Here is a 13,677-nt window from a genome sequence, read left to right as displayed (position 1 = left end):
TCTTTCTCTATCTTTTATTGAGCAACAACAACCATTGCTGGCCGTAATACCCGGTCCTTTAAAATATAACCCTTTTGGAATACCTTAACGACGGTATCCGCTGGATGATCGTCATCTGCTGGAACCGTTTGAACCGCTTGGTGCAGGTTGGGATCAAATTTTTGACCATCTGCCTCGATTTCAGCGATATCATTTTCTTTAAGGGCTTTTAAGAGATCCTTTTGAACCATCTCAACCCCCTTCAACAGTTGTTCTGAATGTTCAGCTTCCACTGTCAAAGCGCGTTCCAGATTATCTAACGCAGGTAAAATTGCCTTCGCTAGTTTTTGACCATCATATTTTAACAGACTAGCTTGTTCCTTTTCATTGCGCCGCCGCATGTTCACAATTTCTGCTTGCGCGCGGATATATTTGTCGGAAAGTTCGTCGCGTTCCGCCGTAACTTTTTTAAATTCTGCTGGATCTACAACTGCTTGTTCTTGATCCTTAGCAGAATCTTTTGAATTATCTTCGGATTCTTGCGTCGCTTTTTTTGTTTGCTCATCAGCGGCATTATTTTTTTCTTCATCCGGCGCTGCGGTTGAAGTTGATTTTGCCTTTGTCTTTTCGTCTTCTTTTGCCAATTCAATCCTCCTAACTGTCATCAAGATGCTTATAGTATTGTAGCATTCGATGTGATAATTGGTATCTAAACGTATTAATTAAGCCCAACGTCTTCGAATACTGCATACTGGTTGGACCAAGAATGGCAATTAGTCCTTTACCACGACTGCCTACATCGTAGGTGGCCGTAATTAAACTAAAATCTTTTAGCAACGCGTTACTTAATTCGTCGCCAATTTTTACATCCAAATCACTCCGCTTATTTCCTAACAGTCCGTCAATTTGATCATTTTCATTAAACAACGTTAACAACCCGCGAAGCGAATTTACATCCACATTCTTCGAAAAATTCAGGACGTTTAGTTTTCCACCCACAAAGTAGCGGTCGCGCGTTGAACGGGTAACGATGTCTTGGAAAACATCCAAAACTCCCGCATCACTTTGCAAATACTTTTCCACCACTTGGGGAATGTCCGTCCGCAAATGGTAATACACTTGGCTCAACGTTTTTCCCACCAACCGGTCGTTCATGATCCGAACTACCCGTTCCAAGGTTTCTCCGTTCATCTCGTGTGGAATGTTGAACTGTTGGCTAGTAACGTCACCATTACTAGAAACTAAAATCAACATCACTTGGTTGCCACCTAGCGGAACCATCCGAAAACCATCTAACGTAGCTCCCTTTTGTTCCGGCTTAAGTGTTAAAGCTGTATAATGCGTCAAATTAGATAACATTTCTGCCGAAGTACGGACAATGTCATCGACCTCTTGGAAATGAGTTGCTAGTCCCCTTTGTATCTGTTGTGCTTCCGTCTGATCGACTTCTTCTGGTCGAAGCAAGTGATCAACATAATAACGATATCCCATTAACGACGGGACCCGGCCTGAAGAAGAGTGGGTCTTTTCAATCAATCCCAGGTCCTCTAGCTTAGCCATATCGTTGCGAATCGTGGCCGAACTAACTTTAATTGGCAAATTGTTCATCACCGTCTTGGAACCAATCGGTTTACCATTTTCCGTATATTCTTGAACAATTTCCTCTAAAATCAATAATTCACGATCAGTCAACATGAAAATCACCTCTTTTAGCACTTAGAAAGTCGGAGTGCTAAGAACAACTATTAAGATACCAGAGGTTTGTAGAATTGTCAACTTTAGTCAAATTTGGTCAAACAACTTTACCGCTTCTTAAAGAATGCACGAGTATCCGCCTCATCTTGGTGTAACTGAGCAACCAAATCTGCTACTGAGGCGAACTTAACCTCGCCGCGTAAACGGTGGTGCCATTTAACCCGGACCGTCTCACCATAAATTTCTTGATTAAAATCTAAAATGTTAATTTCCGTAGTCACTGGGCGACCCTCACCAAAGACGACGTTCCGACCGACCGAGGCCATCCCCTGATACCACGTGTTTGCAATCTTAATTTCGACAACGTAAATCCCGATTCCCGGAGTAATTTGGTTAGGATCACTCACGAGATTAGCAGTTGGAAACCCAAGGGTCCTGCCGCGCGCTTCACCATGGACGACTAACCCCTCAGTTTCAAAAGGATAGCCTAAATATTGGTTAGCTTCATCAATTTTTCCGTCAGCAACGGCGTTTCGAATGGCGGTCGAACCAATTTTTTGCCCCTGCGCAATGATCTTAGGAACTTTCACTACTTCAAAACGTTGTTGTGCAATTTGTGGCAACGTGTCCATATTAGCCGTGGCAACCGGGCCAAATGTGTAGTCAAAGCCAGCCACCACTACTTCTGCATTTAACCCGACCATGTATTGTTCAACGAACTCTTGGGGGGATAAACTACCAAATGCAGAAGTAAAGTTAACTACGTAAAGGATGTCTACCCCCGCTTCAGCCATCAACTCCGCCTTTCGCGAAACGGAAGTCAAGTAACTTAACGCACTAAAGCGATGCTGCGGCTTAGGGAAAACTACCGAAGCATGGTGATCAAAAGTCATCGCTGCCAACGCTAACCCTTTAGCATTCGCCATTGCTCGGGCTTTTTGGATCACCGCTTGATGTCCGCGATGCATACCGTCAAAAAAACCTAAGGCGAGCACCACTTTTTCATTTGGAATCATTTTTTTATCATAAGGATGATGTATCTTAATTATTTGCATTTATCTCACCAACAACATTTTTTCTGGGCGATATACTTGACGACGTTCGTCGTATTGATATAGGGCCTGTATTTTACCATGATACTTAACGGCGACGATTTTTTCTGAAATTGGCCGTTTTAAAAAGCCACCATTTTGTACTAATTGCCATTCTGCATCAGTAAGCTCCATGGTTTTAAAATTTGCTAACGCGTGGTCAACGGGACGTAAAATTTCACTTTCCACCCGTTCTTCATCACGCGCCTGTTCAAGTTCAGTTAAGGTAACGCACTCTTGCAAATCAAATCCGCCACTGCTTGTCCGAGTCAAGTCCGACATCACGGCTGGCAAACCAAATTGCCGACCAAAATCAACTGCCAAGGTCCTTACATAAGTTCCCTTGCCACATTTAACTTCAAAATAAATGGTTTGTTGTCCCTTTTCTTCATCAAATTTCCAAGGGCGGGTTTGTTTAAATTGATAAACGGTAATTTTACGCCGGGGCCGTTCTACCGTTTCTCCAGCACGCGCATATTCGTATAACTTACGCCCGTTGACCTTCACGGCAGAATACATGGGTGGAATTTGTATTAATTCCCCAGTCATCTGTTTTAAAGCGGCGTCAATCTGGGCATCCGTTAACGGCGTCGTTAACGGATGTCGTGCCACCACTTCTCCGTCCAGATCCTCGGTAGTCGTCGCCAATCCTAAAGTAATTGAACCTTGGTACGTTTTACCGAAACGCATTAAATAATCAACTACCTTAGTAGCCCGGCCAACACATACCGGTAGTACGCCATCAACGCTAGGGTCCAAAGTACCGCTGTGGCCAACTTTTTTCGTCCTTAAAATTCCGCGTACCTTAGCAACCACGTCGTGACTAGTCATTCCGCGTTCTTTATTAATTGGAATAATTCCATCCATCAAATTAAACCTCACATTTCTCGTGCAAATTTGCTCTTCTTAAGTATTTTACAGTAGATATCGTGGAATACAAAATTTCCGTCCCAACCAGTATCTCCCACTAACTTAAAAAGAGCAACCACTCGACTTAGGATGGTGGTCCGCAGTGATTCACTTACTGGGAACGTTCCGGTCTATGGTTGCTCTTTTAAATTAGTCACGATTAAGTCTGTTAATTAGTTGGTCAATTTTTTCACCGTACTGTACTGAATGATCTCTTTCAAAAATCAATTCCGGTGTCTTATAAATTGATAACCGACTACCTAATTCTTTCCGGATTAAACCCGACGCCTTTTCAAGACCCTTACGAGTCTTTTCGTCGTCAGAAGCTTTATCCGATAAGATGCTGTAATAAATTTTCGCTTGTTGTAAGTCACCAGTGACGTCTACACCCGTGATCGTAACTCCCTGCACGCGAGGGTCACGAACTCGGCGACGTAAAATGTCACTGACTTCTTTTTCAATTTCTTGTGACAAGCGATCTGCACGATATTGTCGAGCCATCTTCAAATCCCCCTTATTATTCGACTGGGACTTCCTTCATCCGGTATGCTTCAATCACATCACCGACTTTAATGTCGTTGTACTTTTCAATTGTTAAACCAAGGTCAAATCCGCGTTTAACTTCTTTAACGTCGTCTTTGAAGCGCCGGAGACTACCTAGTTTACCGTCGTAGATAACTACGCCGTCACGAATTAAGCGGACCCCAGCATCCCGGGTGATAAATCCTTCGGTTACGTATCCACCAGCAATGGTACCGATCCGAGAAACCTTGTAAGTTTCCCGAACTTCAACTTGACCGATTACCTCTTCTTCATAAACCGGTTCAAGCATTCCCTTCATTGCGGATTCAACTTCTTCAATTGCCTTGTAAATAACTTGGTGTAAACGAATTTCTACATCTTCAGAGTCAGCCATTTGCTTAGCTTGTGCCGTTGGCCGGACGTTGAACCCGATGATAATCGCGTTACTTGCCGCAGCTAAAGTGACGTCACTTTCGTTAATCGCTCCCACGGCCTTATGAATAATGTTAACCCGTACGCCTTCAACATCAATTTTTTGTAAACTATCTGCTAAGGCTTCTACTGAACCTTGAACGTCAGCTTTGATAATAATGTCAACCTTCTTCATTTCACCTTCCTTAAGTGAATCAAAGAGGTTATCTAAAGTGACGTGGTTGTTACGTTTGCGTTCTTCCATTTGCGCACGTTTTGCCCGTTCTTCACCGGCTGCCCGTGCTGATTTTTCGTCATCGAAGACTACGAAACGGTCTCCAGCTTCGGGCACATCATTTAGCCCAGTAATTTCCACTGGGGTTGATGGCGTAGCTTCCTTAACCCGCCGACCATGTTCGTTAGTCATTGTCCGAACCCGACCAAACGTGTTTCCAATTACAACTGGATCACCAACGTGCATAGTTCCTTGTTGTACTAAAACAGTCGCAATTGAACCTTTACCAGGGTCTAATTGAGCTTCAATTACGGAACCTGCCGCATTTTGTTCAGGGTTAGCTTTTAGTTCTAAGACTTCAGCTTGTAACAAGATCATGTCGAGTAATTCGTCCAAGTTCTTACCAAACTTAGCTGAAATTTCAACAAAGATCGTGTCGCCACCCCACGATTCAGGAATCAAACCATATTCGGTTAGTTGTTCCATTACGTGGTTAGGATTTGCGCCGGGCTTATCGATCTTATTAACCGCAACGATGATTGGCACTTCGGCAGCCTTAGCATGGTTAATTGCTTCGATAGTTTGTGGCATTACCCCATCATCTGCAGCAACAACTAGGATAGTAATATCAGTCACGTCAGCACCCCGTGCACGCATTTCAGTGAAGGCCGCGTGTCCTGGGGTATCTAAGAAGGTGATTAACTTGTCGTCATGCTTAAGTTGGTAAGCACCAATTCCTTGGGTAATCCCACCAGCTTCGCCTTCTGTAATATGACTATGACGAAGTTTATCAAGCAAAGTAGTTTTACCATGGTCAACGTGTCCCATGATGGTAACTACTGGAGGACGACTTTCCAGATGATCCGTGTTCTTTTGTTCGTCTTCAAACATTTTATCAATATCTGAGATATCGACTTCAACTTTTTGTTGTGCTTCGATTCCGTAATCCGCCGCTAATAGTTCAACCGTGTCGTTATCAAGCGATTGATTTTGGTTAACCATTACCCCCATCATAAATAGCTTCTTGATGATTTCAGCTGGTTCACGGTGAATCTTTTTAGCAATTTCCGCAACGTTGATCCCTTCGCTATATTCAAGCACCTTTGGCAACGGCTTTTCTTTACGAGCCGTAACTACCTTCTTTTGGCTTTCTTTCAAACGACCATCGCGTTTTGCCTTACGGTTTTTCTTCTTGTTTTTGCGGTTTTCCTTGTTGAACGGGCGGTTGTTTCCCCGGTTATTGTTAAACCGGTTGCCGTTCTTAGAATTGTGGTTCTTATTGCTATTTGTCCGTTCCTTATTTGCTTCAGGAACCGCCACCGTTTCGTTAACTACTGGTCGCTTGTTCGTTTGTGGCGTAGCATTGTTAGAATGGGTTTGGTTTGAACGCTTATGTTCTTGTGAACGTTCCGCGTTGTTTCTTACGTGCTTTTTGTGCGCAGGTTGTGGCTTTTCATGCGCAATTTCCCGATTTGCTTGGGCAGCCATCCGTGCTGCTTCCGCAACTGATGCCCGAATCGCCTTTTGCTTTTCTTGGCGTTCGCTTTGTTCGCGCTTTGGCCGATTTTGCCCGTTATTTTGGTTTCGATTACGGTTTTGGCCATGATTTTGGTTGTGATTGCGGTTATCCCGGGACCGGTTATTACTTTGCCGCTTTTCTTCTTTTGTATGATCTGTATTTTTGTTATCGTTAGTGTTTGATTTCAATCTTTGAATACCCTTCGCACCATTTTTATTTGGTTGACCGCTCTTTTTCACCACGGTCTTACCAGTTTTACTAGAGCGGAACTTCGGAGTCCGCTTTTCTGCTGGCTTCTCGGAGCCCGCATTTTTCTTAAAAGATTCCCGAAGGTGCTTTTCCGAGTCAGCATCCAACGTTGACATGTGGTTCTTAATGTCAAGGCCGTCTGCTTGAGCCTTTTCAATAATTTCTTTACTCGAAACGTTGATTTCTTTGGCTAATTCATAAATTCTTTTTTTGCCCATCGTTTCACGCTCCTATTCATTTAATCTCTTGAGGAACCCTTCTGCGAAACCCTTATTGGTGGTTGCCACTACCGAGCGCGATTGTCCAATTGCTGCTGAGATTTCTGCTTTAGAACCAGCAACGACTACCGGGATTTCATAAAAATGGCATTTATCAATAATTCTCTTTCTACTGGATTCTCCAATGTCTTCTGCCAAAAGTACTAGCCTGGCTTTTTTGCTTCTAATTAAATTCAAGACTAATTCCTGACCCGTCGTTAAATTTCCCGACCGGCGCATTAATCCTAAATATTGTTGAACCGCGGGTTTCATTACTTATCCCCGAACAATTCTTTACGGGCCTGTTGGTGATCAACGTACGCAATCAAATCGTCGTAAAATTGATCATCAATTTTAACCTGAAAAGTACGGTCAAAAATCCGCTTTTGCTTGGCTTTCTTAGCAATTTCGACGTCTAGTCCAATATAAGCTCCACGCCCAGCAGCTTTTCCAGTCGGGTCGATGGCCACTTCATTTTCTTTATTCTTGACTACGCGAACTAGCTCGCGTTTTGGAAACATTTGATTAGTTACAATGTCTTTACGCATTGGAATTTTTCTAGTTTTCATTGAAATGCACCTCCAATGGGCTTATTCTTCGTCGCTACCGTCGTTTGATTCACTTTCCAAGACACTTTCATCGGTCGTGTTTTCATCAACAGCATTTTCAACATCAGTTGCATTTTCAACTTCTGCTGCTTCCTCGTCGTCATCTTCTTCAACAAATTCAGCAGCATCGGTTTCGGACTTAATGTCAATCTTATAGTTAGTTAACTTCGCAGCTAAACGCGCATTTTGCCCCCGCTTACCGATTGCTAATGACAATTGATAATCAGGAACAATGACAATACAAGAATTCTCTTCTTCTTCGTTAAATAAAACGTCGATTACTTCTGCAGGGTTGAGGGCGTTAGAAATAAATTCAGCGTCGTCATCCTCCCATTCGATTACATCCATATTCTCACCATGCAATTCGTTAACAATGGTTTGAATTCGTTGACCGCGAGGACCTACACAGGTTCCAACCGCATCAATATCTGGGTTATTTGAACGCACCGCTACTTTAGCCCGATCGCCAGCTTCCCGGGCAACGGACATAATTTCGACCGTGCCATCGTAAATTTCTGGGATTTCTTGTTCAAACAAACGTTTTAATAGTCCTTCGTGACTACGAGAAACAAAAATTTGCGGTCCCCGTCCACTATACTCCACTTTAGTTACGTATACCTTAATGTGGTCGTGTGGTTCGTATTGTTCACCAGGAATTTGATCCTGCTTAGACATTACGGCTTCCACACCACCTAAGTCAACGTAAACGTACCGGTTATCTCGACGAGCAACTTCACCAGTTACCATTTCGTCAAGGTATTGGCTGTACTTTTCGTAAATAACTTCGCGCTCTGCTTCCCGAACCCGTTGCATAATTACTTGCTTAGCGGTTTGGGCTGCAATTCGACCAAAGTTTTTCGGCGTTACTTCAAAACGAATTTCGTCGTCTAGTTCGTAAGCACGGTTAATTTGTAAAGCATCCGCTAAACTAACTTGTAATTGATCGTCTTCCACTTCTTCGACTACTTTTTTGACTGCGTAGACGTGGATGTCACCCTTCCGTTCGTTGAATTCTACTTCAACATTTTGTGCTTGACCATAATTACGCTTATACGCAGAAACTAGGGCAGCTTCTAGCGCTTCAATAACTACGCTTTGCTTAATTCCCTTTTCCTTTTCTAAGTTAGCAAGAGCGGTAACCATTTCTTTACTCATTTTTAACTCTCCTCTAAATCTTGATTGCTAATCTAGCAAACGCCACTTGATTGTAAGCGACTTTCAATTCTTTATGTCTAGTTTTATCAAGGTAGTCTAAAACTAATTCATCATTTTCAAAGCTCTTGAGGTATCCTTCGAACACCTTTTGCTTGTTGATTGACGCATATAATGAAATATGGATATATTCTCCCACTGCAGCAGCCAAATCTTCCTTAGTTTTTAACGGACGTTCCGCTCCTGGTGAAGAGACCTCCAAGAAATAAGCTTGTGGAATCGGATCGGGATCTTGCTGATCCAAGAGTTCGCTTAATTCGTCGCTGACCATGGCGCATTCTTCAATGTTAATTCCGCCAACTTTATCAATATAAAACCTTAGAAACCAGCCCTGACCCTCTTTCACGAATTCAACTTCCACTAGTTGGAAATCATGACTTTCAATAACGGGCCTAGCTAATTCCGTTATTTTTTCAACAACATTGCTACTCAAATTTGAACCTCCCGATTTACATTTTGCCAATAAAAAGAGTGAGCATCGCTGCTCACTCACTTAACGAGTATCAAATTACTAACTCTAATATAGCATTCTTTTGGAAAGATTGCAAAACAATCTAGAAAAGGCTCAATTGATTTTCATCTGGCAGACCATTTAAAACGTTATTTTCGGTCATAAAATCAATTAGCGTTTGAGAAACGTGCCCTCGTTTTGCCAAATCTTCCTTCGAAAGGAACGGCTTGTCGGCCCGGGCAGCAACGATTTGCTTAGCAACGTTTAACCCTAAGCCTGGAAGCGCGTTAAATGGCGCAATTAATGAATCACCATCAATAATCCACTCTTCAGCATCCGATTTTTCAAGGTCAATCATCTTGAAGTTGAAGCCCCGTTCAACCATTTCGTTTGCGAGTTCCAAAACCGTCAACAGGTTCTTTTCTTTTGCCGAAGCTTCGTTACCCTTATCGTTGATTTCTTGCATCCGATTCTTTAGTGATTCTTTACCCCGGGACATCGCTACAATGTCAAAATCATCTGCCCGAACGGTAAAGTAAGCTGCGTAGTAAACCAACGGGTAATAAACCTTAAAGTAAGCAATCCGCAACGCCATCAAGACGTAAGCTGAAGCATGGGCCCGTGGGAACATGTACTTGATTTTTCCACACGACTCAATGTACCAATCCGGAACGTTGGCCGCACGCATCTTTTCTTCATAGCCTTCTGGAATACCTTTTCCTTTCCGAACACTTTCCATAATCTTAAAGGAAGACTGGGAATCTAGACCATAATGAATCAAGTCCATCATGATGTTATCCCGGCACCCAATAACGTCTTTCAACGTAATGGTGCCTGCTTTGATTAATTCTTCCGCATTCCCTAACCATACGTCGGTTCCGTGGGAAAGTCCGGAAATCTGCAATAGTTCAGAATAAGTCGTCGGGTGAGTTTCTTCTAACATTCCTCGAACGAACCTCGTCCCAAATTCGGGAATCCCTAGCGTTCCCGTTTTAGATTGAATTTGCTCTTCCGTAACTCCTAGTACTTCAGGTCCGGAGAAGATTTTCATTACACCCGGGTCATCAGTAGGGATGGTTTGCGGGTCAATACCAGATAAATCTTGTAGTTTCCGAATCATGGTCGGATCATCATGCCCCAGAATATCCATTTTCAAAATATTATCGTGGATCGAATGGAAATCAAAATGGGTCGTTTCCCAAGCCGCAGTCTGATCATCCGCTGGGTATTGAATTGGACTGAAATCATAAATATCCATGTAGTCGGGAACGATCAAAATACCTGCCGGATGTTGTCCGGTGGTTCGTTTAACTCCGGTAGCACCTTTGGCAAGCCGTTCGATTTCAGCTCCCCGTAAGTGCTGGTTGGTATCCCGTTCGTAGGCCTTTACGTAACCGTAAGCCGTTTTGTCAGCAACCGTACCAATTGTTCCGGCCCGGAAAACGTTATTTTTACCAAATAAAACCTGCATATAATTATGTGCGATTGGCTGATAGTCTCCCGAGAAGTTCAAATCAATATCTGGAACCTTGTCTCCTTTAAAACCTAAGAAAGTTTCAAACGGAATATCCTGCCCGTCCCCAATCATTAAAGTTCCGCACTCTGGACATTTTTTATCCGGTAAATCGTAACCTGAACCATATTCCCCTTTTGTATAGAAATGAGAATACTGACAGTTCGGACAGCGATAATGTGGTGGTAACGGGTTAACTTCCGTAATCCCGGACATGGTAGCTACAAAACTAGAACCAACCGACCCCCGGGAACCTACTAAGTACCCGTCCTTGTTACTCTTATGCACGAGCCGCTGGGCAATTAAATAAATTACTGAGAATCCATTACCAATGATACTGGTTAATTCTTTATCTAACCGTTCACTAACAATCTCCGGCAATTCTTTACCATAGAGCGCGTGGGCCCGATCCATTGCTAGTTGCTTGATTCGATCTTCGGCTCCCGGCATTTTAGGCGTGTAAAGCTTGTCCTTAACAGGACTAATGTCATCGATGCTGTCCGCAATTTGGTTAGGATTTTCAACCACGATTTGGTGGGCAGTTTCTTCACCAAGGAAGCGAAAGGCTTCTAGCATTTCATCCGTGGTGCGGAAGTGTACATCAGGTAATTCGGTGCGGTTTAACGGGTTGGCGCCACCTTGTGAATTAATCAAAATCTTCCGGTAGATTGCGTCTTGCGGGTTGAGATAGTGGACATCGCCAGTGGCCACCACCGGGATGTCTAAATCTTTTCCTAGTTTAACAATGTTACCAATGATTTCTTCCAATTTGCTAGTATCACTGACAACTTCCTGGTCAATTAACGGCTGATACACTGGCTTAGGCATTACTTCTAAATAGTCATAAAACTTAGCTCGATCTCGCGCTTCCACGTAACCCTTTTGTGCCATCGCGGTGAAGACTTCGCCGCTGGAACATGCAGAACCCACAATAATACCTTCCCGTAGTCGTTCCAATTCTGAACGTGGAATCCGGGGGACCCGGTAAAAGTATTTAACGTTAGACAACGATACTAGTTTAAAGAGGTTCTTCAAGCCCGCCTGAGTTTTTGCAATCAAAACCGCGTGATTGGGCCGGGCATGTTTGTAAGCATCGTTTTCCGTCATGTGGTCGTTTAATTGATCGTGATATTCAATGCCATACCGGTCTTCAGCGTCTTTCAGGAATAAATAGCATAAATGGCCAGTCGTTTCCGCATCATAAATCGCCCGGTGATGGTGTTCTAGTGCTACGTTAAATTTTTTAGCCAACGTATTTAACCGGTAACCCTTTAAAGTGGGGTATAGAAAACGTGCTAAAGTCAACGTATCAATAATGGGGTTTTTTATTTCTTCCATCCCATGTCGGAGGTAACCAGTATTCATAAAACCAATATCGAAAGTAACGTTGTGACCAACAATAATCGCGTCTTCGTAAAATTCGCGGAACTTAGTAAAGACTTCCTTTTCCGAAAGCGACCCCCGAACCATTTCGTTAGTAATGCTGGTCAAGTTGATGGTCGTTTCGGATAGTGGGAACCCAGGATCAATAAATTCTTCGAATTCATCGATTACGTTTCCGTTCTCCATCTTGACTGCGGAAAGTTCAATTACCTTGTCATAAATCGCAGATAAACCGGTTGTTTCCACGTCAAAAATAACGTATTTGCCACCCTTCAGCGCGCGGTGCGCACTATTGTAAGCAATGGGCACCCCGTCGTCCACCAAGTTAGCCTCCACTCCGAAAAGCGGCTTAACCCCACTTTTTTTACCGGCAGCATACGCTTCAGGGAAAGCTTGTAATCCGGCATGGTCCGTAACGGCAATTGCGGGATGTCCCCACTTAGCAGCTTGATTAACAAAGTCACTGATACTATTAGTAGCATCCATTGTGCTCATATTAGTATGCAAATGCAGTTCAACCCGTTTTTCATCAGCGGTATCTTCCCGCTCCGCATGGCTGATCTGGGTAATGTCATAAGCGTTCATGGTAAGGTCCTTCATGAAGCTGTCTTCCTGCACGCTACCACGGACCCGGACCCATAGTCCTTGTTTAACCGCTGCAAATAGTTGCTCATCGCTTTCATTGCGCGAAAACTTCTTAATGGTAATTGAAGAAGTGTAGTCGGTTACCTTGAAAATTAAAAGTTGCCGTTCTGAACGCAAGGTTTTTACTTCTACGTCAAAAATATACCCCTCAATGGTTACCGAACGTTCTTCTTGGTTGACGTCACGTAACTGGGTCACTTGTTCTTGGTCACTAATTGGTTTCCCAATTTGAACCTTCCCGTTAAATTGCGGAACGGCTTTCTTTTCACTAGCCTTTTTCTTTTCCGCCTTTTTAATGGCTTCGGTGGCTTTTTGAACAATCTCCTTGTCACGTTTAATTTTTTCTTCGTGATACTGAGCCAAGCGTTCTGCCGCGCCATCGTTATCAATTGCTACCTGAATTCTAAATTGTGGGAAGCCGACTTGCTGGTACCGCTGTCCGATTGCCCGAAGTGCGTCCTCGTTAAGTAGGTTTTGACTAATTTCATTATCCACCTTGATCGTCAACAACTGATCTTGAAAAACAGGTACGGCTTTATCACACAGTACCTGGAATAACGATGACTGGATGCCACTATGCTTAATAATCCAATCCCAATACCCGCTTATTTGTGCTTCCGCGATGGTATTCGTGCGCGTGGTGATTTGGTAATCCACGTCCGCGATTGGTTTGAAAGTATGCTTTAAGCGTTGATCGAACTCTGCAAACTGGTCGTAAGGTAAAATACCGTCCCACTCAAAATTGAAAAACCACCGTTTTGAACTTGCGTGAACCGTTAAATTCTTAATTAGCCCCTCACCAATTTCTGCGGGGGCCGACCAATCTATTTGTTTTAGCAAAATTTTAAATTGCTCGTTTTCTGATAAACTCACTTTTTGGTCCTCCTGGTACCACAATCCCAAATTTTTAGATTACTTAAACCCTTTGCTAGGATAATTCAACCTAACATTCATCTATAAACTGATTGGGGTTATGAACAATTAAAAGCCGGGGTGCC

11 protein-coding genes are annotated in these 13,677 nt (G+C 43.2%); all 11 read right to left on the bottom strand.

Annotated features, from left to right (window positions below; genetic code table 11):
- Nucleotides 1–14: 14 nt before the first annotated feature.
- The 11 genes from grpE to NYR25_04420 all read right to left on the bottom strand — a co-directional run bounded on the left by grpE (nucleotide 15) and on the right by NYR25_04420 (nucleotide 13,552).
- Nucleotides 15–644, bottom strand: a complete 630-nt coding sequence (gene grpE / locus NYR25_04470; GenBank protein UWF34656.1) for a nucleotide exchange factor GrpE — start codon at nucleotides 642–644, stop codon at nucleotides 15–17.
- Nucleotides 634–1,674, bottom strand: a complete 1,041-nt coding sequence (gene hrcA, locus NYR25_04465; protein UWF34655.1) for a heat-inducible transcriptional repressor HrcA — start codon at nucleotides 1,672–1,674, stop codon at nucleotides 634–636. Before hrcA ends, grpE begins: the two co-directional genes overlap by 11 nt.
- A gap of 107 nt (nucleotides 1,675–1,781) precedes the next feature.
- Nucleotides 1,782–2,729 carry a riboflavin biosynthesis protein RibF gene (gene ribF, locus NYR25_04460; protein UWF34654.1) on the bottom strand — a complete coding sequence of 316 codons (948 nt, stop codon included), beginning with the start codon at nucleotides 2,727–2,729 and terminating at the stop codon, nucleotides 1,782–1,784.
- Nucleotides 2,730–3,632 carry a tRNA pseudouridine(55) synthase TruB gene (gene truB / locus NYR25_04455; protein ID UWF34653.1) on the bottom strand — a complete coding sequence of 301 codons (903 nt, stop codon included), beginning with the start codon at nucleotides 3,630–3,632 and terminating at the stop codon, nucleotides 2,730–2,732. It abuts the gene before it with no gap.
- A 192-nt stretch (nucleotides 3,633–3,824) separates the two neighbouring features.
- A complete protein-coding gene (rbfA, locus tag NYR25_04450; GenBank protein ID UWF34652.1) occupies nucleotides 3,825–4,175 on the bottom strand; it encodes a 30S ribosome-binding factor RbfA in 351 nt (116 codons plus the stop codon).
- A gap of 16 nt (nucleotides 4,176–4,191) precedes the next feature.
- Complete coding sequence (gene infB, locus NYR25_04445; protein ID UWF34651.1) at nucleotides 4,192–6,828, bottom strand: translation initiation factor IF-2; 2,637 nt, start codon at nucleotides 6,826–6,828, stop codon at nucleotides 4,192–4,194.
- Between the two features lie 12 nt (nucleotides 6,829–6,840).
- The gene (locus tag NYR25_04440; GenBank protein ID UWF34650.1) at nucleotides 6,841–7,140 is read right to left on the bottom strand and encodes a ribosomal L7Ae/L30e/S12e/Gadd45 family protein; all 300 of its coding nucleotides are present in this window, start codon (nucleotides 7,138–7,140) and stop codon (nucleotides 6,841–6,843) included.
- Entirely contained in the window at nucleotides 7,140–7,436 is a 297-nt protein-coding gene (locus NYR25_04435) for a YlxR family protein (protein ID UWF34649.1), read from the bottom strand. Before NYR25_04435 ends, NYR25_04440 begins: the two co-directional genes overlap by 1 nt.
- 21 nt (nucleotides 7,437–7,457) lie before the next feature.
- Nucleotides 7,458–8,630 (bottom strand): transcription termination factor NusA, encoded by a 1,173-nt coding sequence (gene nusA, locus NYR25_04430; protein UWF34648.1) that lies wholly within the window; start codon nucleotides 8,628–8,630, stop codon nucleotides 7,458–7,460.
- Nucleotides 8,631–8,643: 13 nt separating this feature from the next.
- Nucleotides 8,644–9,120 carry a ribosome maturation factor RimP gene (gene rimP / locus NYR25_04425; protein ID UWF34647.1) on the bottom strand — a complete coding sequence of 159 codons (477 nt, stop codon included), beginning with the start codon at nucleotides 9,118–9,120 and terminating at the stop codon, nucleotides 8,644–8,646.
- 121 nt (nucleotides 9,121–9,241) lie between these two features.
- Nucleotides 9,242–13,552, bottom strand: coding sequence for a PolC-type DNA polymerase III (locus tag NYR25_04420; GenBank protein UWF34646.1), 4,311 nt, complete (start codon nucleotides 13,550–13,552; stop codon nucleotides 9,242–9,244).
- Between the last annotated feature and the right edge of the window lie 125 nt (nucleotides 13,553–13,677).

The sequence above is a fragment of the Pediococcus acidilactici genome, from assembly GCA_024970065.1.
In the GTDB taxonomy this organism is placed as follows: Bacteria; Bacillota; Bacilli; order Lactobacillales; family Lactobacillaceae; genus Pediococcus; species Pediococcus acidilactici_A.
Note: the sequence above shows the minus strand (reverse complement) of the source record. Positions and strands in the feature narration are given on the sequence as shown.